At 44.7% G+C, this 25,593-nt stretch carries 27 protein-coding genes; all 27 read left to right on the plus strand.

Going from position 1 to position 25,593, the window contains the following annotated elements; genetic code table 11:
* Nucleotides 1–234, plus strand: a 234-nt coding sequence (locus OEV42_11545) for an NAD(P)/FAD-dependent oxidoreductase (protein MDH3974902.1), incomplete at its 5' end; no start/stop codon positions are given.
* Nucleotides 225–1,478 (plus strand): beta-ketoacyl-[acyl-carrier-protein] synthase family protein, encoded by a 1,254-nt coding sequence (locus OEV42_11550; protein ID MDH3974903.1) that lies wholly within the window; start codon nucleotides 225–227, stop codon nucleotides 1,476–1,478. The genes OEV42_11545 and OEV42_11550, both read left to right, overlap by 10 nt.
* Nucleotides 1,471–1,731, plus strand: a complete 261-nt coding sequence (locus tag OEV42_11555; GenBank protein ID MDH3974904.1) for an acyl carrier protein — start codon at nucleotides 1,471–1,473, stop codon at nucleotides 1,729–1,731. The genes OEV42_11550 and OEV42_11555 overlap by 8 nt, the downstream gene beginning before the upstream one ends.
* A 32-nt stretch (nucleotides 1,732–1,763) precedes the next feature.
* Nucleotides 1,764–2,504 (plus strand): 1-acyl-sn-glycerol-3-phosphate acyltransferase, encoded by a 741-nt coding sequence (locus OEV42_11560; protein ID MDH3974905.1) that lies wholly within the window; start codon nucleotides 1,764–1,766, stop codon nucleotides 2,502–2,504.
* The gene (locus tag OEV42_11565) at nucleotides 2,494–3,819 is read left to right on the plus strand and encodes an AMP-binding protein (GenBank protein MDH3974906.1); all 1,326 of its coding nucleotides are present in this window, start codon (nucleotides 2,494–2,496) and stop codon (nucleotides 3,817–3,819) included. The genes OEV42_11560 and OEV42_11565 overlap by 11 nt, the downstream gene beginning before the upstream one ends.
* An 83-nt stretch (nucleotides 3,820–3,902) precedes the next feature.
* On the plus strand, nucleotides 3,903–4,799 hold the full coding sequence (locus OEV42_11570; GenBank protein ID MDH3974907.1) for a hypothetical protein: 897 nt from the start codon (nucleotides 3,903–3,905) through the stop codon (nucleotides 4,797–4,799).
* A gap of 7 nt (nucleotides 4,800–4,806) precedes the next feature.
* Nucleotides 4,807–5,280 (plus strand): acyl-CoA thioesterase, encoded by a 474-nt coding sequence (locus OEV42_11575; protein ID MDH3974908.1) that lies wholly within the window; start codon nucleotides 4,807–4,809, stop codon nucleotides 5,278–5,280.
* The gene (locus OEV42_11580) at nucleotides 5,277–6,398 is read left to right on the plus strand and encodes a beta-ketoacyl-[acyl-carrier-protein] synthase family protein (protein MDH3974909.1); all 1,122 of its coding nucleotides are present in this window, start codon (nucleotides 5,277–5,279) and stop codon (nucleotides 6,396–6,398) included. The genes OEV42_11575 and OEV42_11580 overlap by 4 nt, the downstream gene beginning before the upstream one ends.
* 4 nt (nucleotides 6,399–6,402) lie before the next feature.
* The gene (locus OEV42_11585; protein MDH3974910.1) at nucleotides 6,403–7,119 is read left to right on the plus strand and encodes a hypothetical protein; all 717 of its coding nucleotides are present in this window, start codon (nucleotides 6,403–6,405) and stop codon (nucleotides 7,117–7,119) included.
* Between the two features lie 3 nt (nucleotides 7,120–7,122).
* Complete coding sequence (locus OEV42_11590) at nucleotides 7,123–8,367, plus strand: cobalamin-dependent protein (GenBank protein MDH3974911.1); 1,245 nt, start codon at nucleotides 7,123–7,125, stop codon at nucleotides 8,365–8,367.
* A gap of 20 nt (nucleotides 8,368–8,387) precedes the next feature.
* Entirely contained in the window at nucleotides 8,388–9,755 is a 1,368-nt protein-coding gene (locus OEV42_11595; GenBank protein MDH3974912.1) for a cobalamin-dependent protein, read from the plus strand.
* Nucleotides 9,752–10,936, plus strand: coding sequence for a DUF2062 domain-containing protein (locus OEV42_11600; GenBank protein ID MDH3974913.1), 1,185 nt, complete (start codon nucleotides 9,752–9,754; stop codon nucleotides 10,934–10,936). The genes OEV42_11595 and OEV42_11600 overlap by 4 nt, the downstream gene beginning before the upstream one ends.
* Entirely contained in the window at nucleotides 10,929–11,867 is a 939-nt protein-coding gene (locus OEV42_11605; GenBank protein MDH3974914.1) for a hypothetical protein, read from the plus strand. Before OEV42_11600 ends, OEV42_11605 begins: the two co-directional genes overlap by 8 nt.
* A gap of 381 nt (nucleotides 11,868–12,248) precedes the next feature.
* Complete coding sequence (locus tag OEV42_11610) at nucleotides 12,249–12,506, plus strand: phosphopantetheine-binding protein (protein MDH3974915.1); 258 nt, start codon at nucleotides 12,249–12,251, stop codon at nucleotides 12,504–12,506.
* Nucleotides 12,507–12,512: 6 nt separating this feature from the next.
* Complete coding sequence (locus OEV42_11615) at nucleotides 12,513–13,697, plus strand: beta-ketoacyl-[acyl-carrier-protein] synthase family protein (GenBank protein ID MDH3974916.1); 1,185 nt, start codon at nucleotides 12,513–12,515, stop codon at nucleotides 13,695–13,697.
* Nucleotides 13,694–14,758: a beta-ketoacyl synthase chain length factor gene (locus OEV42_11620; GenBank protein ID MDH3974917.1), complete on the plus strand. Its 1,065-nt coding sequence runs from the start codon at nucleotides 13,694–13,696 to the stop codon at nucleotides 14,756–14,758. Before OEV42_11615 ends, OEV42_11620 begins: the two co-directional genes overlap by 4 nt.
* Nucleotides 14,759–14,962: 204 nt before the next feature.
* Nucleotides 14,963–15,652 carry an outer membrane lipoprotein carrier protein LolA gene (locus OEV42_11625; GenBank protein ID MDH3974918.1) on the plus strand — a complete coding sequence of 230 codons (690 nt, stop codon included), beginning with the start codon at nucleotides 14,963–14,965 and terminating at the stop codon, nucleotides 15,650–15,652.
* A gap of 60 nt (nucleotides 15,653–15,712) precedes the next feature.
* Nucleotides 15,713–16,411 (plus strand): DUF3261 domain-containing protein, encoded by a 699-nt coding sequence (locus OEV42_11630; protein ID MDH3974919.1) that lies wholly within the window; start codon nucleotides 15,713–15,715, stop codon nucleotides 16,409–16,411.
* A gap of 181 nt (nucleotides 16,412–16,592) precedes the next feature.
* Complete coding sequence (locus OEV42_11635; GenBank protein MDH3974920.1) at nucleotides 16,593–19,082, plus strand: MMPL family transporter; 2,490 nt, start codon at nucleotides 16,593–16,595, stop codon at nucleotides 19,080–19,082.
* 158 nt (nucleotides 19,083–19,240) lie between these two features.
* Entirely contained in the window at nucleotides 19,241–20,794 is a 1,554-nt protein-coding gene (locus tag OEV42_11640; GenBank protein MDH3974921.1) for a GGDEF domain-containing protein, read from the plus strand.
* Nucleotides 20,795–21,294: 500 nt separating this feature from the next.
* Nucleotides 21,295–21,846, plus strand: coding sequence for a hypothetical protein (locus tag OEV42_11645; protein ID MDH3974922.1), 552 nt, complete (start codon nucleotides 21,295–21,297; stop codon nucleotides 21,844–21,846).
* 460 nt (nucleotides 21,847–22,306) lie between these two features.
* Nucleotides 22,307–22,906 (plus strand): TetR/AcrR family transcriptional regulator, encoded by a 600-nt coding sequence (locus OEV42_11650; GenBank protein ID MDH3974923.1) that lies wholly within the window; start codon nucleotides 22,307–22,309, stop codon nucleotides 22,904–22,906.
* Between the two features lie 229 nt (nucleotides 22,907–23,135).
* Entirely contained in the window at nucleotides 23,136–23,783 is a 648-nt protein-coding gene (locus OEV42_11655) for a glutathione S-transferase family protein (protein ID MDH3974924.1), read from the plus strand.
* Nucleotides 23,784–23,836: 53 nt separating this feature from the next.
* On the plus strand, nucleotides 23,837–24,154 hold the full coding sequence (locus OEV42_11660) for a hypothetical protein (protein ID MDH3974925.1): 318 nt from the start codon (nucleotides 23,837–23,839) through the stop codon (nucleotides 24,152–24,154).
* 40 nt (nucleotides 24,155–24,194) lie between these two features.
* Complete coding sequence (locus OEV42_11665) at nucleotides 24,195–24,608, plus strand: hypothetical protein (GenBank protein MDH3974926.1); 414 nt, start codon at nucleotides 24,195–24,197, stop codon at nucleotides 24,606–24,608.
* The gene (locus OEV42_11670; GenBank protein MDH3974927.1) at nucleotides 24,605–24,916 is read left to right on the plus strand and encodes a hypothetical protein; all 312 of its coding nucleotides are present in this window, start codon (nucleotides 24,605–24,607) and stop codon (nucleotides 24,914–24,916) included. The genes OEV42_11665 and OEV42_11670 overlap by 4 nt, the downstream gene beginning before the upstream one ends.
* 33 nt (nucleotides 24,917–24,949) lie before the next feature.
* Complete coding sequence (locus tag OEV42_11675) at nucleotides 24,950–25,588, plus strand: HAD family hydrolase (protein ID MDH3974928.1); 639 nt, start codon at nucleotides 24,950–24,952, stop codon at nucleotides 25,586–25,588.
* The last annotated feature ends 5 nt before the right edge of the window (nucleotides 25,589–25,593 follow it).

The following is a 25,593-nucleotide window of genomic DNA, read 5'->3' on the forward strand; positions in this document are numbered from 1 at the left end:
CACGCCTTTTACCTTGAGAGATATACGGGTTCCCCCGGGGGCGCATCTTATGGATTAAAACAGTCTGTACAGGAGATGAAGCTTGGCCCTGTCACATCCATTCTGGGCCTTTATCTGGCAGGCCAGAGTATTCTCATGCCGGGCATTATGGGAGCATCTATTTCGGGACTCATCGGCGCTTCTAATATAATAGGCATGGAGTCCCTTTGGAATGAGGTTAGAAAATGTCGCTAAGAAGAGTCCTTATTACAGGAAGCGGTACCGTCTCCCCCTTCGGACTGGGAAGGGAAGCCCTCATAAATGGCCTCTATTCAGGTTCATCAGCCGTCACATCGCTTAAAGAGCAGTGGAATGATAAAATAAGCGACCTCAACTGCTGGGTAGGCGCTCCCTTAAAAGAAAAGCTTCCCCTGAAAAGTATTGGCCGTAAATTCAGAAGAACCATGGGTAATACGGCCATTATGGGCGTTTTGGCAGCAAAAGAAGCGATAGAGAACTCGGCCGTAAGCGACAATATCTTTCAATCAGGCAGATGTGGCGTCAGTTTTTCATCAACCACAGGGAGCACACACTCCTTATCCAGTTTTTTTAAAGAATATTATGATAAGGCTTCCCTGAAAAATGTCTCATCGGGGCTTTTTTTCCAGGTAATGAGCCATACGACGGCAGCGAATGTGGCCCATGCCTTCAATATTACGGGGAGAGTCATATCACCTGACGCAGCCTGTTCTTCCTCGGCTCAGGCCATTGGTCTCGGCTTCGAAGCGATCAAGCATGGAATTCAGGACGTTATGCTCTGTGGCGGGTCAGATGAACTTGATGCGATTGTCTGCGGCACTTTTGACTTGCTTAACGCTACTTCATACAGATACAATGACCATCCTGAAAAAACACCGAGACCTTTTGATGCAAATCGTGATGGCACTGTCTGCGGTGAAGGTGCAGGCTGCCTGGTTCTCGAAGCTGAAGAATCTGCTTTATCGAGGGAAGCGCCCATACTTGCCGAAGTAATCGGCTTTTCAACTCTCTCTGACGGTTCACACCTTGCCCAGCCTCACAGTGAATCGATCGTAAAGTGTATTGAAGGGGCCCTTCATAATGCAGGCATTGCACCGGGAGACGTTGACTATATTAATGCCCATGCCACAGGGACCCTTCTTGGTGATGCAGCAGAAGCGGAAGCGATCAATAAGGTTTTTGGCGATAAGGCCGTTCCCGTAAGCAGCTTAAAAGGACACATGGGACATACTCTGGGGGCCAGTGGCGTTCTGGAACTGGCCGCTTCACTTGCCATGATGGAAAGAGGTAAACTTGTTCCGAGCCTGAACTTTGAACTTGCAGGGGAAGGATGCCGGGAAATAGACTGTTTTAAATCGGTCAGGGAGGGTGAAATAAATATTATTATGAAAAATAGTTTTGCCTTTGGCGGTATCAATGTTGTGTTAATTTTGAGGAGGTATAAGAAAGATAATGACTGAACAAACGATCGCTCAACGTACCAATAATATTCTCGTTGAACTTTTTGAACTGGAAGGTGAAGAGTTAACTCCCGAATCATCACTTTATGAAGAACTGGGACTGGACAGTCTCGATAGTGTCGACCTTATCGTTGCCCTGGAGAAGGAATTTGGATTCAAGGTTGTAAGAAGCGTTGACGAAGAAAAAATCCGGGCCATAAGACTGCTTAAAGATTTATACGGTTTCATCGAAGAAAAAATTAATCAGGGCTAGCGTTTCCACGTTACCTTCATTGCCCGTTTTATATGAATTATCTATTATACCCATTAAACGGCATCTATCTTCTCTATCTTTTATTAGGGACTTCTTTATTTGCCTGCTCTCTCCCCCTCTATTATTTAATCTACAAAATGGTCAATGGAGGAAGAACGGATGACGCGCTAAGATATTATAACTACCTCTACGGCTCATTTCTCATCAGGATTTCCTGGCCTTTGCTTCGTGTAAAGCGGCTGGGGGAAGAGAATATTCCCAAGGGTAAACCTTGCGTAATCGTCGTTAATCACAGGTCCACTGCGGACATATTTCTGGCCCCCCTATATACGACGAAGAACACCATCGTCTTTGTACGCTCATGGCCTTTTAAAATATGGATGTTTAAATGGTTTATGAAAGGCGCCGGTTACGTCGATATTGAAAGAACACCGTTGAATGAATTTAACAAAATAAAAGGAAAGGACCTTGCCGCCGGAGGAGCCGCCTTTCTCTTTTATCCCGAAGGACACCGTTCACGTGACGGAAAGCTTCAGCGATTTCAGTCAGGCGCCTTTATTACGGCTGCCGGCCTCAATATTCCCGTCCTTCCCGTTTGTCTGACAGGAACGGAAAAGTTTCTGCCAATGAAGCAACATCTCGTAAGACCTGCTACGGTTAAAGTGGAAATCCTCCCGCCTGTATTCCCTTCTTCCCTGCCCGAAGAAAAAAGGGCCTTAAAATTGAGAAGGCATATCGAAAATATTTTCAAGGAACATCTCAATGAAAAATAAGTTTGAGCAACTTATTAAAGAGACACATGCTTTTAAAAACAGGGACTTTGATTCTCGGGAAGCGATAAGGGCTATGCAGGACACCCTGCTAAGCCACCATGTAACCTACGCGGCCAATCATTCCCCTTATTACAAAGCCCTCTTTAAAAAACTCTCAATCAATGCCGAATCAATAAAAAGCGCGGGTGACTTATCTAAAATTCCCTGCATTGCCAAAAAAGAACTCACTTCCCATAACAATGAATTTCTGGCCATCAGTGAAAATGATACGGCAGACATATGCCTTACGTCGGCAACGACGGGAAACCATCCTACCGTGATTTACCAGTCTTCAGAGGATATTGCGCGGCTTGCCTATAATGAGGAAGCGGCCTTTCGTATGGTGGGTATTAATAATAATGACCGTATAATGGTATGCGCTGCCATAGACCGCTGCTTCATGGCCGGTCTTGCCTACTATCTGGGTGGTCTCACTTTAGGCTCAACCATGATTAGAGCCGGATCGGGAAGCCCTGCACAACAATGGGAACTCATAAAAACAACGAAACCCACCGTTCTTGCAGGAGTCCCCTCACTGATAAGAAAGCTGGGGCAATTTGCCAAAAAGCAGGGTGAGGACCCCAAAAGCATGGGGATCAGAAAAATTGTCGCCATTGGCGAACCTATACGTTCTACTGACTTAAAACTGCTTCCTGTACCCCATGAAGTGGAAACCCTGTGGGGAGCCAGGCTCTATTCCACTTATGCCTCAACAGAAATGGCAACCGCCTTTTGTGAATGCCGGGAACGGTGCGGAGGCCATTTAAGACCGGAACTGCTCATCGCAGAGATTGTCGATGACGAAGGAAACCCCCTTCCTCCCGGTGAAAAAGGCGAGGTAACGGTTACACCGCTGGGAATAAAGGGAATGCCGCTGTTAAGATTCAGAACGGGAGATATATCTTTCATCATTCCCGAACCCTGCCGCTGCGGCCGGAATACGATTCGTCTCGGCCCCATTATCGGCCGCAAAAACCAAATGCTCAAACTGAAAGGAACAACGCTCTTTCCCGCATCCCTGCTTTCAGCCCTCGACAGTATGAAAGGTGTTGAAGGCGGTTATATTGAAGCAAGAAAAAACGACGATGAAACAGACAGGGTTTTGCTTCACGTGGCCCTTTCTGATCCGGCAGTTACCGTCAAAATGATCGTTGATCATATCAGGGCCAAAGCGAGGGTCGTTCCCGAAATTTTTATTATTAAAGAGGAAGAATTAAACAAAAAAATATTTCCCCCTGAAAAGAGAAAAAAAATGACTTTTTTCGATTACAGGTAAGGGTTTTAAGCATAATCAACCATCCCGAAGCAAGCTGTGGGAAATTATACCCGCCGGGGATTAAACTTTAACGCAGGTTAACTATGGAAAGTATGAAATCAATTTTTCAGTTGCCCACAAACTCGACTGAATTTATCCCACACAGAGAAACCATGCTTCTTGTCGATGAACTGCTCCAATACGGTGAGGGAAAAATCAGGGGAACGGCTAAAATAACGAGAGACAATCCTTTTTTGGATGAGTCAGGCGCCGTGGGGCAAAACTGCCTCGTAGAGATCATGGCCCAGACCGTGGCAGCCGGTAACGGTTATGACTGCATGCTAAGGGGTGATACGCTTAAAACAGGATTTCTCGTCGGTGTCAATGACTTTTCCTTCTATGAAGACGTTAGAATCGGTGATGAGCTGACTATTACCACAAAGGAAGAATCAAGCTTTGGAGATTTTTCCTTTGTAGAGGGGAGCATTAATGCAGGAAGCAGGTTAATTGCAAAGGGAAATCTCAAACTGTATGAAATAAAAGGCGCGCCGGAAAAAACAGCAGATTGGAAGCCGCCGGAAGAAGGTGACGGCACAGCAGAAGGCAGGGCTATTCCGGTAAATGACAAGACGCCTTTCTTTAAAGCCATCTCCCGATCTTCAATCAACTTTCATATTAATGATGATAAGGAGCAGGTAACATCGGACTTTTGCTTTAAAGATAACTTTCCCGGTTTTAAAGGACACTTCCCTCAATTTCCCATCCTTCCCGGTGTGATTATGATGGAAACCATTATGGTACTTGCTGAAACGCTATGCCGGAAAGAACTGAAAATCATCAATATCTCGAAGGCCAAGTTTTCCAGGCAATCCTATCCCGGTGATCTCTTGAGCGGTGAGGTCTCCATAACGTCAAGGGGAAATCTCCGGCAAATCAACGCAAAACTAACCTGCAATGGAAGACCTGTTTCCTCCCTTATATTGGAAGCAGCTTCAAAGTGATAATAAAATGAGCAGACGTAAAAAAGCGATATATTTCCAGAGAGAGGCAGGCAGGCCTGCCCCCCTGGTTGCCGCATCGATGAGAAAGGTAAGGTTTGAAGAAGTCGATCCTCTCGGCATCGTCTGGCATGGGCGCTATGCAAGCTATCTGGAGGATGGACGTGTCGCCTTTGGTGAAAAATATGATTTAAGCTACATGACGATGAGAAAAGAAAGATTCCTTGCCCCCATCGTTCAGATGCACGTTGACTATCATTCTCCTCTTCGCTATGACGACGACTTTACGATTGCGGCAAGGCTCGTCTGGAGTGATGCTGTAAAACTGAACTTTGAATACATACTTGAAAACAGCAAAGGCATGGTAGCGGCAACGGGCTATACGGTGCAACTGCTGACAGACCCTGAACAGAATGTCCTCCTGGCCCGTCCCCCTTTTGTAGAAAATTTATGCCGGCGCTGGATGAAAGGAGAGATCACTTGAAAGAAGTTGTCGTCACCCAAATGGCTGCTTTGTCCGCCATTGGAGATTCTCTCCATGAAATGTGGGAAAAACTGCTGGAAGGCCGGTCTGCCGTCAGAAAAATAGACCGTTTTTCTACTGAAAAACTTGAATTTCATTCCGGCGCATCCATCCCCTGGCTCGATAGCTGTGAGAGCGATAACAGGATCATCGAACTGACGCGAAAGCTTTTAAATCAAAGCATTGCGCCACCTGAAAAGACTTATGTCATCTGGGCAGGCATTAAAGGGGATACGGAATATATCGAACAAAAAGCGGAAGGGACCATAAAAACATCTCATTTCCTTGCAAGCCATTACCGCCGCTTTGCATGCCGGGCATTAGGCATTGAGGAAAATGGTATGGACCTTAACGCCGCATGCGCTTCTTCCACAGTTGCTCTCGCCATAGGAGCTGAACTCATTGCCTCAGGACAACAGTCAAGCGTACTGGTTTGTTGCGCCGATATACTGAGCCGTTTCAGCTTTACCGGTTTCGCGGCGCTAAGAGGCCTTTCAGCAACCCAATGCCGCCCCTTTGACGCCCAAAGAGACGGCCTGGTCCTCGGAGATGGCGCGGCGGCAATACTTCTCACCCATAAAGAGACAGCCAGAGACAACAATTATCCCCTTCTTGCCAGGCTTTCCGGCTGGGGTATCGCCAATGACGCCAATCACATTACAGGACCTGCAAAAGACGCAAGAGGACTCATTAAGGCAATAAGCTCGGCCACGGACCAGGCAGGCATATCACGGGACCAGATAGAAGCCTACTGCGCACACGGCACGGGAACAGTCTATAATGATGCCATGGAACTAACGGCAGTAGAATCAGTGTATGGATCGCGCAAATTTCCTGTCTTCTCCGTCAAGGGAGCCATCGGCCACACCCTGGGAGCAGCAGGTGCTCTGGAAGCAGCCCTGTCTGTTAAATCACTGGCTGAAAAAAGAGTCCCTCCTACGGCAGGCTTTGAAAACCATGAAGAGAGGACGGCAGGCCGCCTTTCATCATCGTCCCGGAATTTCGAAGGCAATTGCATATTAACGACAAATTCCGGTTTTGGCGGCTGCAACGCTGCACTCATATTCGAAAAGGTATAAGCATATGGAATTCAACATCAGAGGCGGATCATGGATAAATGGTGAAGGTTTCGGGATCCTTTCCGAAATCGGCGCCAACAAGTCGATAGCGCTGACGCATTCAGATCCGATTATTCCCGGAGCAAAAGAGCTCTTTCACGAACCGCTGCAGCGCTATGGCAGATTCGATACCTTTACAAAGCTTGGTTGTGCCGCCGCTGCCCTTGCCCTTGCCGATGCAGACCGCGGAAAAGCGGCTAATGGTGAGACATGGGGCATGGTCATCGCTTCCGATTATGAAGTCATGGCGACGGACCTCGAATACTACGAAACAACGGAGGAAGAAGGAGGCGCTTTTTCAAGCCCCAACCTCTTCTCCTATACCCTTCCCGTTATTACCCTCGGCGAATGCGCCGTTTACTATAAACTGACGGGGCCCACATTTTGCGTGGGCGACAACGGTTTAAGAGGCCTTAACGCGCTCAAATGTGCAGCATCAATGATGGCTCAAGGCAAAGCGACATCGATGATAGCCGGCTGGCTCGATGCCCCCCCTCCCCTCCCGGAAAGGGGACAACCTCAAAAAGGACATGCCGGTGCACTTTTTATTGTTCTTGACCTCTCCGATGAGAAAATAATATCATTAGAAAGAAAATTACATTATAAAAACAATACTTTTTACAATTATCAGGGCAATGAACTCAAATCATTACTTGATCTATTTTCATCAAAGGAGAATTAATCAATGGAGCTGAAACTTATTTATCCCAAATGGCGCAAACTCGACAGGCAGACACATTTTCACCTCCCTCCTCATGGGCCGGTTGTTTTTGCCGCTTCTCTCCCCGATTATGTGAACGTTACTTTTATAGATGATAATGTTGACGACCTCGACATGGAGGATTCTCCCGATATTGTTGCCCTCTCCATCATGCTTGTTTCCCAGATGCCAAGGGCACGGGAAATAGCCGCTCATTACCGGAAAAGGGGGGTAACAGTTATGGCGGGCGGTATTTCAACGGCCCTTCTCGCCGACGAAATGACCGAACATGTTGACTGCGTTTTTGTCGGTGAGTCTGAAGGTCGCATTGAACAGGTTCTTGATGACTTGAGGGCAGGCAATCTAAAGAAAATGTACCGTGATGCAGCCATGCCTGCCGTCGAACTGGTTGGGACGGCAAGGCGTGATATCCTCAACAGGGAACTTTACACCTACAAGGGAGTAAAAATGCTCGATCTCGTTCACGCATCGAGAGGCTGCCGTTTCGACTGTTTTCCCTGCTGTACCCCTTTTCTCGGTGGTCAGCTTTTCCGCCCGCGTCCCATCGATAAAGTGGTAGAAGAAATCAAATCCATTGACAACAACAGGCTCTTCGTCGTCGACAATTCACTGGCACAGAATTACGAATGGGAAGAAGAACTCTTCAAGGCTCTCATCCCCCTTAAAAAGAAATGGGTCAGTCATCCTATTGAAGATGACGACAAACTTCTCGACCTTGCTTACCAGGCCGGCTGCTGGTATGTCTACCAGGCTGTTTTCGACACCTCCGATATGATACGTAATCGTATTAAACGCTATAAGGACCACGGCATAGGCGTGGAAGGAACGATTATCCTCGGTACAGACAACCAGGACATCGATTATATTAAACGCCTTGTCGATTTCCTGCTCGAACTTGACCTGGATCTTGCTGAATTTACCATTTTAACACCCTTCCATCATACACCCATCAGGGCCGACCTTGAAAAGCAGGGACGAATCTTAAGTAACGGTCTTGAAGACTACACCTGTGACAGAGTTACTTTCCAGCCTAAAAACATGACCGTTACCGAGCTTCAGGATATTTACTACTATGCCTGGGAAACTTTTTACAGGGAAAGACCACAGGAACTGAAGATGGGTGACCTCTTTATGAAGGTTGTCGAAAGAGAGATGGCCGACGGAACCTATGAGGCGCCCAAAAGAGAAGCCAGAGTATCTGCACAATAATTTAAAAGTATCGGGAGTTCATGACTAAGATACTTTTAATATCGGCAAATGTAACGAAAGAACCTTTTCCCGTCTACCCGCTCGGTATGTCGACCGTTGCCCATGATTTACGCAGCCGGGGATATGAGGCTGTCGAATGGGACTATCTTGCCCAGGATGAATCAGAGGAGAAACTTCTCGAATTTGCAAGATCCCAGTCGCCTCACTTTGTCGGTTTATCTCTTAGAAATATAGACAACTGTAATTCAAAGCATACAGCTTACTATTGCGATCTCTACCGGCAGCTTGCCGACAGCCTGAGAAAGATCACAAATGCCGTTATCGTCCTCGGCGGCCCCGGCTATTCTCTTTTTCCTCAAGTATTGCTTGAAAAGATCGGCGCCGATTACGGTATTGAAGGGGAAGGAGAAGGCGTCTTTGCCGACCTGATTCAACTGATTGAATCAGGGAAAAAACCGGAGCAAAAGGTTCTGAGATCAACATCACCTCTTTCCGGTGAAATGATTTCGTCACCGGAACGGGATGATGAAACGGCGAACTATTACATAGCGCACGGAGGCATGCTCAACATCCAGACAAAGCGCGGATGCCCCTTTCGCTGCGCTTACTGCACCTACCCTGTCCTTGAAGGTAAATTCTACCGTTACAGGCCTGCAACAAAGGTTGTCGACGAAATCGAGATGCTGACGGAAAAGCATGATCTAAAGTATTACTTTATTGCCGATTCAGTATTTAACGATGCAGACAAACGTTATCTCGCCATTGCCGAAGAGTTGGTAAAAAGAAAAATAACCATACCCTGGATGGCCTACTTCAAACCTGACCGTTTTCAATCCCGGGAAGTTGCCCTTTTGAAAGAAGCCGGCCTCAAAGCTGTCGAATGGGGTACGGACTGTGCCAGTGACCGCACCTTAAAGGGGATGTGCAAAAACTTTACCTGGAGTGAGGTGGAAGAAAGCAACAGGCTATTTTCTGATGCCGGTATTGCTTCGGCTCATTTTATTATCTTCGGCGGCCCCGAAGAAACGGAAGAAACCGTCGAAGAGGGGATAGCCAACCTGGCAAGGCTGGAAAAATGTGTTGTCTTTGCCGCAACGGGTGTCCGGGTACTTCCGGGAACCCCCATGCACAAGCGGGCAATAGATGAAAAGGCGCTTTCACCGGAAGAGGATGTGCTGAAACCTTTCTTCTATTTTTCACCGCATACGACAAGAGAATATTTGCACGAAAGACTTATCAGGGCTTTCGAAGGAAAAACGGACAGGGTTTATCCCATGGGAGAAGATACGGACCGCGTCAATGCCTTTCATAAACTCGGTTATAAAGGACCCATTTGGGACCTTCTCCTGGGAAGAAGGGAAAGCAGAAGAAAAAGGAGCAGCCCGTGAACAGACCCCTCATTGTCATTCCCACATACAACAACAGCAATACACTCAGTAATGTTGTCCAAAAGGCCCTTTCTACGGGCCTGCCCCTGCTTGTCGTCAATGACGGCTCTACCGACGGCGCCATTGAAACCCTTGGCGGCAATAGGGAAGAAATTCTCCATTTTAGTAAAAATCAGGGCAAGGGCAAGGCAATCGTTGCCGCTGCAAATTGGGCCCGAGATCATGGCTACTCTCACCTGATTACTCTCGATGCCGATGGACAGCACGACCCTGCCGAGGCGCCCGGTTTTATTGAAAAACTGGAAGCCCATCCTCTGGCCATAATCATAGGTAAACGTAATTTTAAAAATGCTCAGGTTCCGGCGTCAAGCCGCTTCGGCCGCTGGTGGTCCAACTTATGGATAAGAATTACAACAGGCCAAAGCGTTGGGGACAGCCAGAGCGGATACAGGGCCTACCCCGTTGACGCCATTATAAAAGTTCCCTGCAAGGGACAAAGGTACAACTTTGAAGTTGAAATTATTGTAAGAAGCGCCTGGGCGGGACTGGAAATGATAGACCACGACATTTCAGTTAATTACTCTGCCGAAACAAAAGCGGCTTCCCATTTCCGTTCTTTCCGGGATAATTACCATATATCAGTGACTTACGCAGGGCTTGTTGTCAGGAACTTTTTGCCTCTTCCCCATAAAGTCATTTTCAAAAAGGAAGCAAATGATAAACCGGAAAACAGGCTTTCACTAAGGCACCCCTTGAAATCACTCAATATCCTGCTCAAGGAAAATACCACACCCAGGGAGATCGTTTCAGCCTCCATGCTGGGTATTCTGCTGGGCACACTGCCCCTTATCGCCATGCATTCCCTTTCTATTATTTTTATTGCCACCCGGCTTCGCTTAAACAGACTTATCGCGCTCAACATCAGTCATCTCTGCGCTCCTCCGCTCGTTCCTGCCATTGCCATTGAAGCGGGTCATTTCATTCGCCACGGAAGATTTCTGACGGAATTTAACTACCAGACCCTTGGCCATGAGGCCCATTTAAGGCTTTATGAATATATAATCGGCGCCATCGTCATTGCGCCCTTTCTTACGATATTTGCCGGTATGGCCGTCTACCTGCTTATCCAGGTCTACCAGGCCATTGTGCCGGTCAAGGGAAAGGAGGAACCCCTTGGCTGAAATAAAACCTGAGAAAGGCCCTGTTTATGGAAACCATCTCGGTTTCCGGTTTTTCCATGTGCTCATTAAAATGGCAGGGCCACTGCCTGCCTATATGCTTCTTGCCTTCATTCTTCCCTACTACCTTCTCATCCGGGTCAGCGCCAGGAAATCAGCTTCTTACTACCTGAAGCGCCGGTTTCCCGGCTACGGTCCTTTGAGGATCTTCTTTACCACCTACTATTATTTTCTCCAGTTCGGCAAGGTACTCATCGACCAGGCCTGTATGGGCATTATTGACAGGAATAAATTCGCCGTAGACTTTAAAGATGAAGAAATATTACGCGCCATTGCAGATACTGAAAAGGGGATGGTTCTTCTTACTACCCATGCCGGAAACTGGATGACGGCCATGGCAACGATGAATAAACTCTCCGTCCCGGTCAATCTTCTTCTTAACGTGGAAAATAGCGAAGGCAGGCATTTCTTCGACCTCTCGGGAGAACGAAATATCTTTAAATTTATTCCTCCCACAGGGTTTATGGGCGGCCTTGTAGAGGCAACAAACGTTCTCAATGAAGGTGAAATCCTTTCAATTATGGGAGACCGAAAAGAAGGAGCGAGGGTTATTTACCTGGATTTTCTGGGTGAGAAAGCCCCCTTTCCCGTCACGCCCTATCACCTCTCCCATGTGACAGGCGCCGATATTGTGGTACTTCTAACAGCAAGAACAGGACGGCTCTCTTTTTCTATCGAGGCCCATTGCATTACGGAAAAACTGGATCTGTCCGATAAGGGCCGTGATGAGGCAATGAAGCTGCTTGCAGAAAAATATGTTACATTGTTAGAAAAATATACCAGTAAACACCCCTTTATGTGGTATAACTTCTTTGACTTCTGGAGTGAAGAAGAAAAGGGGATAAAGCGGGTGACGGCCGGCGCCGGAAATTAGTTTCACCATTTAATTCTAAACCTGTAAAAGCATTTGGACAGAGATTTCCACTGATATATTATACTATTTCCGTGATCCGCACTGCGGGGATTGCATGGTTTAAATATTCAAAGAAAGGGACTAATTGACAAGGAACAGAGGGAAATCTAAAAAGACCTCTCCAGCTTTTGAGTGATGATTTCTACTTTCAATCGAAATAACAGGCTGTGGCAATTTTCCAGGGGAACAAGCTTTAACTAAAGCCATAATTGACCGTTAATTCGCATACTGCCTGTTATTATCGAAAACCATAATTATGAATATCTGTGAAAATCATCTATTATCTGTGTTAATCTGTGTTTAACTAAATTGTCAGCATAAATCAATTAGGAGGTTTTTCAATTGTCACTGGAAAATGAACTGAAAGAACTAATTATCAAGGACCTTAAGCTCGTCGATGTTACAGCTAAAGACATTCAGGACGATGATCAGTTATTTGGTGATGGTCTCGGACTCGATTCTCTGGACGCCGTCGAACTCGTTGTCCTTCTGCAAAAACATTATAAAATAGAAACAAAAGACCTGGAAGAGTCGCGCGAAGTCTTTACATCCATAAAAACGCTTGCTGATTACGTAAGGTCTAAAAGGGGTAACGCATAAAAATTAATGGAAGCGGTGATTACAGGACTGGGCCTTATCTGTGCGGCGGGGGAAACCGTTAATGAAGCCATGACCACTCTTTATTCGGGGATGCGCAACCCGGCCCTTCCCCTGAGAATAAAGACGGAACTTGATAAAAAACCACCTGTCTTTGAAGTCGCATCGGACCTCGATAAATTCAATCCCGGTAATGACGAATCAAGAACGACCCTTCTCCTTTTGTCCGCCCTTGATGAAGCGCTTGCTCATGCAGGTATTGACAAGGATTACCTTGACTCAATCCCTGTTGGTGTCGCCATGGGAACAACGGTGGGCTGTACGCTTAACAGGGAAAGCTTTTACCGCGCCTACCGCAGGGGTGAAAATCCGGGCATAGAGCCCATAGGAAGGTTTTTGAGAAATAACCCGGCCCTCTATGTAGCCCGGCGGCATAATTTCAGCGGTCCTGCCATTACCATTGCCAACGCCTGTTCGTCGGGAACGGACGCTATCGGCATGGGAAAAAGCTGGATAGAAAGCGGGCTTTGCCATATGGTCATTGCCGGGGGAAGTGATGAACTCTGCCGCACTACCTATCTCGGTTTTAATTCATTGCTTAACACCGCTCCCGAACCCTGCCGGCCCTTTGATAAGAACAGGAAGGGACTCAATCTCGGTGAAGGCGCAGGCGTGCTCATCCTCGAATCGGAGAGCTCCCTCAAAAAAAGAGGGGCAAAAAAGCTTGCCGCAGTGGCAGGCTATGCCACAAACAGCGATGCCTACCACCCTACAGCCCCCCACCCTGAAGGACGCGGTCTGACACGTGCCATGGCTCATGCCCTTAAAATGGCAGAAACTTCACCGGCCCGGGTATCATTTATCAATGCCCACGGCACCTCTACAACAGAAAATGACAAAGTGGAAGGAAAAACCATTGGCCGTCTTTTTCCCGATGCCCTGCCTGTTGTTTCAACGAAGGCCTTCACAGGTCACACTCTGGGGGCGGCAGGCGCTGTAGAAGCCATTTTCAGTGTTATGGGACTCATTGATGGTAAAATTCCGGCAACCATTGGTTTTGAAGCCTTCGATGAGGCCTGCGCCATCGAGCCGACGAGTGAGGTGACGCCCGTTAAAGGTAACATAGCTGTCTCCAATTCTCTGGCCTTTGGCGGCAACAATTCAGTGCTTGTTTTAAGGGGGAAGGGTTTATGACACCTTCCATACTCGGTATGGGCTCCGTATCTGCCCTTGGTTGCGGCATTGAAACATTAAGAGAAGGCCTTATCCGGGAAAAACAACCGGCCATTACAAAAAGGGAGTTAATGACCCCGGAGGGACTTAAGTCGCTCCCCGTCTACACATCCCGCGTTGAAGGCCTGGAACGCTTTATCCCCAGAAACAAATTAAGAAGGATTGATCCTTTTCTCCAGATGGGACTTTTGTCCTCTTACCTGGCTATTGAAGACAGCGGCATTGACATTGCCCGTATGGAAGATAAAAGCCGTGTGGGAATTATTTTCGGCACAGGATACGGCCCCCTGCAAACATCCTTCAATTTTTTCGATACCCTCATAGACGATGGAGACAAGTGCGCCTCGCCTACCATGTTTGCCAATTCGGTCCATAATGCCCTCGTTTCCAACGTTTCTATCGCCTTAAAGATAGAAGGCCCCTGCCAGACCTTGACCTGCTTTGATATGACGACATGGGCTGTTTTTTCAACAGCATCTGACTGGCTCGAAAGGGGTATCGTCGATTATGTCCTGGCAGGCGTAGGCGATGAATACTGTGAGGTAAGGGGTTATGCCGTCCTTCTCTCCACTTCAGACAGGGCAAATGCCTTCTCACCGATGGACTTTAACGATTGCACCTATCTTCCGGGAGAAGGTTTCATTACTTTTCTCATGGGAAAGGACAAGAGTAAACAGGGCTACGGAAGGATTGAATCGCTTGGATCAGGAAAAATATCAAGCCTCCATACGGGGGGGTGTGACGCTCATTTTCTTGCCGCCAATGGTAATTCAGAGACGGGCCCTTATTACAATCAATTAAAGAGAGAGACGATTCCTGCATTTGCCTATTCAAACCTTTATGGCGGTATGCCCGCCGGGCAGGGCTTCGATATAGCGATTGCAGCGCTGTCGCTGAAAGAGGGCGCCCTCTTTTCACCTCATCATAACACCGGTAAGCAGAGTAAAACCTCACTAAAATCGATAGGCTGCATTCAATGTGATAATAATGGAAATGGCAGCATTATCCGTATTGCATCTTAAATAGTTTTCATCCGGAAACTATAATAAATGAAACTTTGTTTTCAATTCGGAAAGGAGGGATTTTTTGCAAGGTCAAGGAAATCAAGGGTTTCGCCGAGTTGTACTACTGTACATCGCACAAGCAAAACCGAAGATTGACGCAGAGATTGCGAAAAAGCACCCTTTCCGGATGAAAACTAAATAGTAATTATCGGAAACTGTAATATGTCAGGCAAAAAAAAGTTAATATTCCTTACAGGAACACTTCTCTTTTCTCTCCTCGCCTTGAGTGTGACTCCTGTCACAGCTGAAGAGAATAAAAAATATGCCGTCGTTTCAAAAAAGAGAAAAGCTCAAATAACAAAAAACATTGAAGACAATCTTCATACCCTAAAAACGCTGAGAGCCGACTTTATCCAGGAAAGGCATATCGCCCTCTTTCTTGACGTTCTTAAATCGGGCGGCCTTCTCTCCTTTGAAAGGCCGGGCAAGTTGCGATGGGAACTGACGGAACCCTACAGAACGATTATGCTCTTTAACGACAATAAGGTTGCCAAATTCCGCATTGAAAAGGGAAAAATTGAAAAGGCCGGCCTCGGCATGGAGGACCTCCTTCGCGGCGTTTTGGGCCAAATAATCTCCATCCTTAAAGGGGATTTCAGCAAGTCAATGAAGGCCTATAATATGGAGGTTTTTGAAGGGGAGAACTATCTGCTTAAGCTTACACCCAAATCAGAAAAAATGGCGAAAACCATTAACTCCCTTGAACTCTTTTTTGATATTGAATCATTAAACATGTCACAAATCATTATCAGAGAACCGCAGAACGATTTTATGAAAATAACCTTCTCTAACCAGAGAATCAACGAGACGCTGAAGGCCAGGCTTTTTAATTTAGAAAGTCCGGAATTTTAAAGAATTCCTGCCGGAAAATGAAGCAGGGATTTCCATAATCTATTAAGCCTAAATCAATTAATGCAAAGCAAATACACGTCTCTTATTCTCCTTATCTTCTGCCTCTTCATTACCTCAGGCTGCGCAAGCCCGACTATTGAAAAGAAACCTCCTCTTCCCCAATTGCAGCCTCTCGAAGAAGCGCTCCCTGAATCGCTCTATCCGGAAGAATTTACCCTGAACCAGCGTATCATCCTCACCCTTGATGAAAAGGAGTATGACTTTATCGGCTACCTTGCGGCAGACCGTAAATCAGGATTCAGGGCCATGACCTTTGGAGAGATGGGAGGAAAGGTATTCGACCTGGCCTTTGCCGGGGGGAAAGCCGAAATATTTAAAAAACCGGAAAATATGCCCATCAGGCCCATTATAGAAGGCGTCATAGGCGATATAAGGCATATCTACTTTCAACCTGATTTCCATGAGGCCTTTCAACTAAAAGGGGAAGAAGGAAAATCCTTCTTTATTATACTGAAAGATACAACAGAACAGACGGAATATCATTATTCAGCCGACAAAACGCTTTATCACTCCAAACAGGTATCTGAAAATCGCATCGTGCGGGAAGCAAGCCACCTTGATTACAAAATATTTCCCGGATGGGACAAGGCGCTTCCATCACGGATAAGGGTTGTCAACCATCGCTGGGACTATACTATGGATATAACCCTTATCAAAATATCAAGAGGAATAAAAAATCAGAGGGTTACCAGGCATTGATCTCGCTCTAAATAATCGGGCAAAAGAGATTTTTTGACAGAGATCTTCACTATTTTATTATGATCTTCACAGCATTAATTAAAAGAAAATTTCCACCATTCTTAATAAAAATATTCGTTATTTTTATCTCTGATAATCATAAGTTATCCCTCTTTATCGATCTTTAATTAAGGTTTACCCTATGACCGACCTTCAAAATCAAAAAACCCCGGAGGCTTTTTTTCTCAAGCTTTTTAAGCTAAAAACCCCTCTCCTCATCGCTTTTGCATTCCTTTTAACCCTCCTGGCTATTTCTTCAACAGGTATCCGGCTGAAGGAAGACATTATGGACCTTCTCCCCCTTGATGATCCCGTCATCAATAAGCATCATACCATCATCAAGGGATTCAACAGGATGGACCTCACCTTCTTCGATATAGGCCCCTTAAATGATAAGGCGAAGGTAAGTCCCGACGATATGATCAAAACCGGAGACAGGCTGGTGGAAAAGCTTAATGGAGAGGGACTTTTTTCAGAAATCTTCTACAGGTGGGATGAAAGCGACTTAATGGAGACACTGGAATTGCTTGGAAAGCACCGGTCATCACTTTTTACGGCGGAAGATGAAATAAAGCTTGAAGAAAAACTCGAACCGCAAAGGATCAGGAAAAACCTTATCAACTGGCGGCGTATTCTCACTGAATCTCCAACGCCGGCAATAAGCCGGTCCTTCTACAATGATCCTCTCTCCATGGACAGCCTCATTCTCTCAAAAATTGCAGCCTTAAGAACGAGCGGAACAGCGGTAAAAATGGAACAGGGCCGTGTTTTTTCTTCTGATTTGAAGCATCTTCTCATATTGGCAAAACCGAAATTTCCCGGCACAGACAGCGTTCATGCAAAAAAGCTGGTTGCTTCAATAGAGCAGGCCATTCATGAAATCACCCATAGCCCCAGGAATAAAGGAATAAGAATTGCCTATCTCGGCAGCCACCGCTTCAGTCTCGACAATTCAACGATGATCAAGGGTGATATTGAAAGGACGCTCACCATCTCGCTTATTGCCATTATCATCCTGTCGCTCCTCGTCTACCGACGTCCTCTTCTCTCAATCATTACCGTGCTGCCCGCCTTTTTCGGCGCCTTTTTTGCCTCGGGCATTTTGAGGATTATTTCACCTGAAATTTCCGCCATATCCATCGGCTGCGGAGCCATGCTGGCAGGAATTGCCGTCGATTACGGCATCCACATCCTCTTTCATATAGACAGGTCTTTAGAAGCCGAACATGATCACAATGAAATCGCTGCAACCCTTGGCCGCCTCATAAGGCCCCTCTTCCTGGGCGCCACTACGACGATAGGCGCCTTCCTCTGTCTCCAGGCTTCTCTCATGCCGGGCCTTAGACAACTGGGGCTCTTTGCCGCTTTTGGTATTGGTGGCGCATTTCTTTTTTCCATCCTTGCCCTGCCCCTCATTATTCCTAAAGGAGCAGCCAAAAAAGGGAGAGAACCCGTCATTAAGGTAAGTAATATTTTTCCCCCTTATTTTAAGTGGGTGGAAAAAAACAGGGCCATTATTATTATTATCGTTTCAGGGCTCACATTAATCTCACTTTATGGATTAAAGGGACTTGGCTTCGAAGGTGATATTCAAAAATTAAACGCTGCATCGAAGGAAACAAAAAAAGACTGGAAGGAGATTATTAAAAACTTCGGTTCTACCATGAGTTCAACTTCAGTTGCCGTAAAATCCTCTTCAACAGAAGAAGCCTTAAATCTTAACGACAAGCTCTTTGATGAATTGCTGAAGCTCAGGGAGGAGGGACTTATTGCATCAATTCAATCAGCTTCGGAACTGATCCCCGGCAGTGAAAAACAGCAAATGAACATAAAGCGGTGGAATACCTTCTGGCACGAAGAGCGCCTTGCAAAAGTGGCTGACGATCTGAAAAAAGCGGCGCTGGAAGTAAGAATGCGAACACAAATATTAATGCGGGCCCTTGCCGGCCTGCCGGGAGTCTCACCATCCCTTGCCGTTGAAGAACTCAACAAAGGATTTCTGAAAAATATCCTTTCCAGCAACCTCTCTATCACAGAGGAAGAAACATTTATTCTGACCAACCTCAAACTGACCGATTACAAGAACTATAGCCAGGTAGCAAGATCGATAGAAAGCAGCGTCCCGCAAGCCATTATTACCAATAGCCGTCACTTTGCCCAACATATGATTAACCTTATTTACAATGAACTTGAACGGCTGGGCGGGCTGGCCTTAATAATCGTCACCTTTATTATCATTGCCTGGAGAAGAAAAAGGGGAAACACACCGGCCCTCATCCTCCCCCTCCTGCTTAGCCTTTTCTGGACCTTCGGAATTATGGGACTCACAGGAATTAAACTCAATATTATGAACGCCATTATCGTCATCTTCATCTTCGGCCTCGTCATCGATTACGCCATTTTTCTTCAGGCAGCCTGGAGAAATTCTGATGCAGGGGAAGCTAACCACCTCTCCATCACCTGCGGCGCCATCACCATTTCAGCGACAACCACCCTCTGCGGCCTCGGCTCCCTTCTCTTTGCTGACCACCCTGCCCTGCACGCCATCGGCCTTACCGCCTTTTTGGGCATATGCTGCGGCCTTGCCGCTGTTATGCTGCTTATTCCGCTGTCCGGGAAGAGAGATCTATAACAATCTGCTCACAAGGCAAAATAAAGGCGCCCTCTCTCACCACCCGACTAAACGATTTTACCATACTCAATTAAAAGCTTTTCCGGAGTTACTTCCAGTGCTATAATAGGCATTCCTTGTTGATAGATGCAAACAAACACCAATACTCTCTTTAATCTATGAGCGTGATTACCGGGAAAAACCTGAATATTCCAACACGGCGTTATCTGGCAGCCACAATTATACCGCTTGCGCTCTTTTACTCTTCCATACTTCTTCTTATTAACAACATTAATACTCAATATGAATTTACCCAAAAAGAGATAAAAGGCGTATCCGTCATCAGCCAGCTGCATAATTCCATCATCGGACTTCAAAAAATAAGGGGTCTTTCAGGAATTACCCTGGACGACACTGATGATATTATTGATGAGGTAAAAACACTTCAGTATGAGTTTAATGATTCCTTAAATAGAATAACATTTGATGATAATTTTCAGAATATTGTCTTTTCCGGCGAATTGCATAGCGTAAAAAACAGGATCGATAATCTTTTCAGAGCTAATTCATTAAATACAAGCAGTGACGATCTCTTTCTTGAATATACCAACTCTATTGCCCGGCTTAAACAAATCATAAAAATAGCTGCCGACCGTTCTAACCTGACACTGGACCCTGAACTGGAAAGCTATTACATGATGTCTCTCATTACGGTGCAGTTTCCCGAAATCATTGAACTGCTTGGCAGAGTAAGGGGAAAGGGAAGCTCGCTCATTGCCGGCACGAATAAGAGGGATGAAGAAACAGGCCGGCTCCTTGGCCATCTGGCAGTCCTCAAGGTTGGCCTTGAAAACATGAAAAATACCACAAAAATTGTTTATGCAGCATCACCTGAACTTGAGAAACGTTTACAGAAAATGATTATAAAGGCCGAAGAAAAGGCAAATCTCTTTATTTCTTATACAAACGAGGCCATTTATGGAACAAGCCGCCTTTCTCCTCTTGAGTATTTCAATAAAGGGACGGAAGCCATAACGGCATACCTGGCTCCTCACAGAGAAATTGGCAGGATGCTAACAGGTCACCTCCTGGAAAGGGCCGACAGACTCCGCCTGCTTCGTAATCTAAGCTTTACCGGCACCCTCATTGCCGCCATTCTCATTATTTACTTTGCCTTCTCTTTCTATAAATACAACAAGGCCATATTTAATAAAATTCAGCACATGTCCATAACGGATATGCTGACAGGACTTTATAACCGGCGATATATGCATATGATAATCAATAAGGAAATCAACAGGGTTCACCGTGAAAAAAAGAGCTTTTCTCTCGCCATTCTCGATGTCGACTATTTTAAACCCTTTAATGATAATCATGGACACCTTGAGGGAGACACAGCCCTCATTGAAGTTGCGGCAGCATTAAAAGAAAACCTCAAAAGAGCAGGCGATTTTCTATTCAGGATTGGAGGGGAAGAATTTTGTTTTTTCTTTTCCGGTGAAAGCAGTAAAGCAACACTTGCCATTGCCGATGAAATCCGCGCATCCATTGAAAAGTTGGAGATCCGCCACAGGAAAAGCGCCATATCGTCTTTTCTCACTATTTCCATCGGTATCGCGCACAGCAATGCACTATCAAAGGAAACCTACAGTCTGCTAATGCAAAAAGCGGATGAAGCCCTTTATAAAGCGAAGCTCAAAGGAAGAAACCGCTGTGAAATTATTCACTTGTAGCGCTACAACCGGGTGGAACTAGTCCAGCATTTCCACCATCATCCTGCAAAAAGCAGAAACAGGGGTTCTCTCCCTATTCCGCCCCCAAACCTGTCGCCCTGGCCCTTCAACAAGCCTCTGCCGAGTCTGCCGAAGCGCTCATGACAGGCCCGTCGGAGGGCCATCTATAAAACACCAAACATGCCGGATACAACAATGTCATTGACAAACAACTTTGATTAAGGTAGAAAAATTGCAGGAGAATCAGAAAACCCGAACCGAATACGGTTCCAGGCTTTTTTTGTAATAATTTAGAGAATAGAAATCCGCTGTTGTCCATTAAAACCGGATGAATGCCTTTTTTTAAATCGATGAGGACAACTCATTTCTTGTGGAAAAATGCATAATAAATACATACAAATGAAATTAATTGCCCCATTGATAAAAAGCTATTTACTCATAGTCGTCGCTGCACTTTTTTTAATCATCATAAACACTTCAAACAGAAAGGACCATAAACCATGAAAATCATTAAAATTACACTCTTACTTATCGTTTTTTCAAGCACTTCAGTCTATGCAAAAAATGCTTCAGAAACAGCAAAAGACTATTTCAATAGGCTAAAGAAAAAGGACTATAATGGCGCCGCATCCTATTTTGACCCGAATGCATTAAATGAATTTCGTCAAATGTTGAGTTTCATCAACGAAATACCTGCTGAAGGGCAAAAGGGCTTTTTAGAGGCATTCTTTGGCGCCGGCGCTACGAAAGAATCCGTTTCAAAATTATCAAATTCCGACTTCTTTTCATCCTTCCTAAAAGCCGTCATGAGCCAGGCAGAAGCTGCCGGTGGAATAAATTTCGATGGAATGGAAGTGTTGGGAGAAGTTTTGGAAGGTTCGAATATTTCTCATGTAGTCACAAGAAACAGAGTTTCCATGGGTGAGATCGAAATGGAAGCCATGGAAGTTGTTTCTTTCAAAAAAAATGGGAAAGAATGGAAGGCGCTTTTGTCAGGGAAAATGAAAGGGATGGCAAGACAGTTACGTGCAGTTATAAAACAGCAACAGTAATCTCTAAAAGAGGCTTTATAAAATAAAATGGAAGACAATTGGAACAAGCCACCTAAGTGAATCACCGCCGGCAAAGCCGGAGGCTTGATTTTGTGAACCGCTCAAAGCGGTATATTGAAAATAATTCTGACCACCTAAAGGTGATTATCCCTTTAAAGTATTTTCGGAGTTGACCATACAAAACCATTCGACAATATTTCGGTATCCAACAACGTTATACTTTCATTCTCATTTCCTGTGACATAAACTTTGAATATTTTCCATGTGGCGTCTCCTTTTCTGGATTGAGCGGTTCACATCATGGAGGCTCCACTATTTTCCTGTATCTGTCAAACTCTGATCCCCCGGCTTTGCCGGGGGACTACCTAGAGGAATATACGGTAATCAGCAAATGACACATCTCTAACTATTCATTTTTTAATGGTTTTACCATCTCTATACTATATGGTACAATTTAAAAATGAAAGCTATTCAGGAACGGGGACAAAAAACCAGGCAGCGCATTATTGATGTTGCTTTTAAATTATTTCATAAACAAGGCATCCATGCCACCAGCGTTGATGAAATCCTTAAACACTCTGATGCAGGCAAGAGTCAGTTTTATTATTATTTTAAAAATAAAGATGATTTGATTCACGCTGTAGTACAGGATTTTTATCAAAAGCTAAAGGGCAAAGACTCTGCTTTGTCTTTTGATATTCAATCCTGGGGAGATTTGGAAAACTGGTTTGCTTCTTTTATTAATTTCCAGAAATCCACCGCATGTTCCCTGGGTTGCCCTTTGGCGACAATTGCTTATGAACTTGGTCATGACCAGCAGTTAATCAGGCAGGATATTCATCTCATTTTTGAATTCACATGCAATGCCCTGGCACGATTTTTCACCGCTTTAGCCGATAAAGGAGAATTGAAAAAGGGTGCGAACCCTGATGAAATGGCTAATCTTTGTTTTGTCACTATGCAAGGTGGAATGCTGATTTCTAAAGTCAGGAAGGAAACTCATGATTTTGAAAGCTCCGTTGCTCATGTGCTGAACTATTTAAAGTCATTTAAAAAATAAAGGCTCCTTTAAAAAATCTGTTCCACCACACCGGCTGCATTTAAAATACTCCTTTTCTTCTTATAAAGGCCTTTTTTTCATCCTTTTTCCCTTCTCAACATGAATGCCCTAAAACACCTCAAAGTGATAGATTTAAAAAAATATCTTTCTTGTTGACACAAATTGTACTAATTGGTATACATATTTGTACTTAACGGTACATATCTTAAATAATAAAAAAGGAGACAATATGAAACTTCACGGATTAGACGTGTCATCACCAACCAACAAAGTTCGTTATTTGGCCAATGCCTTAGGAGTTGATTATGAGTTTAATTTGGTTATGCCTCTAAGTGAACAGACACAAAATGAGGATTATCAAAAGCTCCACCCGGCGGGTAAGGTTCCGGTTTTGGAAGATGGAGATACTACCCTTTTTGAAAGTGCTGCAATTATTAAATATCTCGCCAGAAAATATAAATCTTCCTATTATCCGGAAGATATTGAAATTCAGGCAAAAATTGATCAGTGGATAGATTTCGTTTCAGTCCATGTCCGTAGCGCCATGGTCCGTGTTTTTTGGAATACGGTCGGTATTAAATTCATGGGAGAGGAAGTGGATGAAAAATCCTTGCAGGCTGGTCGGGAATTTTTAGACCGTTTTTTACCTATCCTTGATAAGCAATTGGGAAAAAATAAATATTTGGCCGGTAATGAGTTGACCCTTGCTGATTTTAATCTTTTAGCCGAACTCGATGCGGCAGAACCGGCAGGAGTTGATATTACACAATATCCTAATCTGAACACCTGGCGTGAGAACCTTAGAAAAGAAGATTTTTATCAGGTCGATCGCTCTTTCGGAGAATCTTTGCTTGCAAAACATTTAAATGCAAACTAAATTGCACTTTAAATAATAACTCAAACGCTAATGCACATTTAAAGGAAGTCAATATGGCCCAATACATTATTAGTTACATAGGTGGTAATCAGCCATCCAGTCCGGAGGAAGGTAAGCAACATTTTGCAAAGTATAAGGAATGGTTATCTTCATTGGGTGACTCAGCTATTAGTCCTGCTAATCCTTTAAAGAATACAAACACAGTAAACCCTGACGGTACTGTCACTAAGGGAAGTATAACGGCAATGTCCGGTTACACTGTCATTGAAGCTGATTCTATGGAGTCAGCACTGGACATGGCAAAAGCTTGCCCCTTTCTCCATATTGGCGGTTCACTTGAGGTGTCGGAGTTAATACAGATACCTCGATAAAATTATCATAACACTCACTTACAGAGGGAAGAAAAATATAATGGATTGGCTCTATCCGGCAAATACAAAGTTTTATGATGTGATTGGCGCTTTTAGTCAGGCTGAAACCTACTGGCCCGTTAATTCAAATGTCATCGTTGGCGATACCGTTTATATTTATCTGGCTGCACCATACAAACAGATAGCTTTTGTTTGTCAAGTTAGTGAAATGAATCTTGGTGAAGAAAAAATTATTGATTATATTCGTCCTTTCTTCAAAAAGGCTCCTCAAAATAAAAAACCATCAAAATCCTTTATGAAGCTGCAGGGGATATCAAAAATTCCTATCGAAAAAGAATCGCGTCTCTCTTACAGCTTTCTTAAAGAGAATGGTTTGAATGGAATGCTCATGGGTCCGCGAAAACTTGATAATAATCCACTTCTATTCAATTATATAAAAGGGAATTTGTCATGACTTATGAAGAGGCAGTAAAAAAAGTTACTAAAGAAGAAGGTGTTCAACTTTCAACAATGATGAAAACTCCCTGCTTGCGATACAAGGGAGAGTTTATGGCAATGATCTTTGAAAAAGAGGACTCTCTTATCATAAAGGTTTCTCCCCGGCGAGTTAATGAAATTATTTCATCAGGCAAAGGCAGGGAATTTAACTTTACAAAGAAAAGGTTTAAAGAATGGGTACTCATTCCTTCAGCTTATGAAGATGATTATGAAGATTTCATTTATGAATCACTGGAATATGCGAAAGAGAAGCTAAGTGATTAAGACTTTCTTATAGCTTTAAAAAGGAGCACCTCCTTGCACCACGTAATGTTCGATATCGATGGCACACTGGTCCAATCTTATGACTTTGATGCCCGCTGCTTTGTTGAGGCCATCGAAGAAGTAATGAACCTGACAATTGACAGCGATTGGTCACAGTACAAATATGTGACGGATGCCGGCATAGTTGATGAAATCATCGATTTGAATAGCCTCGGTGGGAAGAAAGATGAAATCAGTGAAAAAGTAAAAAAATGCTTTGTGCGAAAAATTTCAGAACACCTTGAACAAAATCCGGCTCAAGAAGTACCCGGCGCCTCTTCATTTTTATCCCGCTTGCATTCAATGGATAATGTCGCCCTCTCAATTGCCACAGGCGGCTGGTATGAAAGTGCAATACTCAAATTAAGTTCAGCAGGAATTTGTGCCGCTAATATTCCTATTGCCTCTTCCAATGATCATTTCAGCAGAACTGAAATTATGAAAATTGCTGAGTCCCGGTCAAATACCAAGGGTTCAGCAAAGCACACCTATTTCGGGGATGCCGGCTGGGACAAAAAGGCCTGCCATTTACTGGGCTGCAATTTTGTGCTTGTCGGAAATAAAATTGATCACCATCAGCGTATTAATGATTTCCTGTCAGTTAACGAAGCAATGGCATTTATTGGTTTATAAAATCC

The organism is Deltaproteobacteria bacterium (assembly GCA_029860075.1).
Taxonomy (GTDB): domain Bacteria; phylum Desulfobacterota; class JADFVX01; order JADFVX01; family JADFVX01; genus JAOUBX01.

What these genes read in the sequence shown, in the direction of transcription:
- OEV42_11550 (MDH3974903.1), top strand. Translation starts at nt 225, where the DNA reads ATGTCGCTAAGAAGAGTCCTTATTACAGGAAGCGGTACCGTCTCCCCC.
- OEV42_11555 (MDH3974904.1), top strand. Translation starts at nt 1,471, where the DNA reads ATGACTGAACAAACGATCGCTCAACGTACCAATAATATTCTCGTTGAA.
- OEV42_11560 (MDH3974905.1), top strand. Translation starts at nt 1,764, where the DNA reads ATGAATTATCTATTATACCCATTAAACGGCATCTATCTTCTCTATCTT.
- OEV42_11565 (MDH3974906.1), top strand. Translation starts at nt 2,494, where the DNA reads ATGAAAAATAAGTTTGAGCAACTTATTAAAGAGACACATGCTTTTAAA.
- OEV42_11570 (MDH3974907.1), top strand. Translation starts at nt 3,903, where the DNA reads ATGGAAAGTATGAAATCAATTTTTCAGTTGCCCACAAACTCGACTGAA.
- OEV42_11575 (MDH3974908.1), top strand. Translation starts at nt 4,807, where the DNA reads ATGAGCAGACGTAAAAAAGCGATATATTTCCAGAGAGAGGCAGGCAGG.
- OEV42_11585 (MDH3974910.1), top strand. Translation starts at nt 6,403, where the DNA reads ATGGAATTCAACATCAGAGGCGGATCATGGATAAATGGTGAAGGTTTC.
- OEV42_11590 (MDH3974911.1), top strand. Translation starts at nt 7,123, where the DNA reads ATGGAGCTGAAACTTATTTATCCCAAATGGCGCAAACTCGACAGGCAG.
- OEV42_11595 (MDH3974912.1), top strand. Translation starts at nt 8,388, where the DNA reads ATGACTAAGATACTTTTAATATCGGCAAATGTAACGAAAGAACCTTTT.
- OEV42_11615 (MDH3974916.1), top strand. Translation starts at nt 12,513, where the DNA reads ATGGAAGCGGTGATTACAGGACTGGGCCTTATCTGTGCGGCGGGGGAA.
- OEV42_11620 (MDH3974917.1), top strand. Translation starts at nt 13,694, where the DNA reads ATGACACCTTCCATACTCGGTATGGGCTCCGTATCTGCCCTTGGTTGC.
- OEV42_11625 (MDH3974918.1), top strand. Translation starts at nt 14,963, where the DNA reads ATGTCAGGCAAAAAAAAGTTAATATTCCTTACAGGAACACTTCTCTTT.
- OEV42_11630 (MDH3974919.1), top strand. Translation starts at nt 15,713, where the DNA reads ATGCAAAGCAAATACACGTCTCTTATTCTCCTTATCTTCTGCCTCTTC.
- OEV42_11635 (MDH3974920.1), top strand. Translation starts at nt 16,593, where the DNA reads ATGACCGACCTTCAAAATCAAAAAACCCCGGAGGCTTTTTTTCTCAAG.
- OEV42_11640 (MDH3974921.1), top strand. Translation starts at nt 19,241, where the DNA reads ATGAGCGTGATTACCGGGAAAAACCTGAATATTCCAACACGGCGTTAT.
- OEV42_11645 (MDH3974922.1), top strand. Translation starts at nt 21,295, where the DNA reads ATGAAAATCATTAAAATTACACTCTTACTTATCGTTTTTTCAAGCACT.
- OEV42_11650 (MDH3974923.1), top strand. Translation starts at nt 22,307, where the DNA reads ATGAAAGCTATTCAGGAACGGGGACAAAAAACCAGGCAGCGCATTATT.
- OEV42_11655 (MDH3974924.1), top strand. Translation starts at nt 23,136, where the DNA reads ATGAAACTTCACGGATTAGACGTGTCATCACCAACCAACAAAGTTCGT.
- OEV42_11660 (MDH3974925.1), top strand. Translation starts at nt 23,837, where the DNA reads ATGGCCCAATACATTATTAGTTACATAGGTGGTAATCAGCCATCCAGT.
- OEV42_11665 (MDH3974926.1), top strand. Translation starts at nt 24,195, where the DNA reads ATGGATTGGCTCTATCCGGCAAATACAAAGTTTTATGATGTGATTGGC.
- OEV42_11670 (MDH3974927.1), top strand. Translation starts at nt 24,605, where the DNA reads ATGACTTATGAAGAGGCAGTAAAAAAAGTTACTAAAGAAGAAGGTGTT.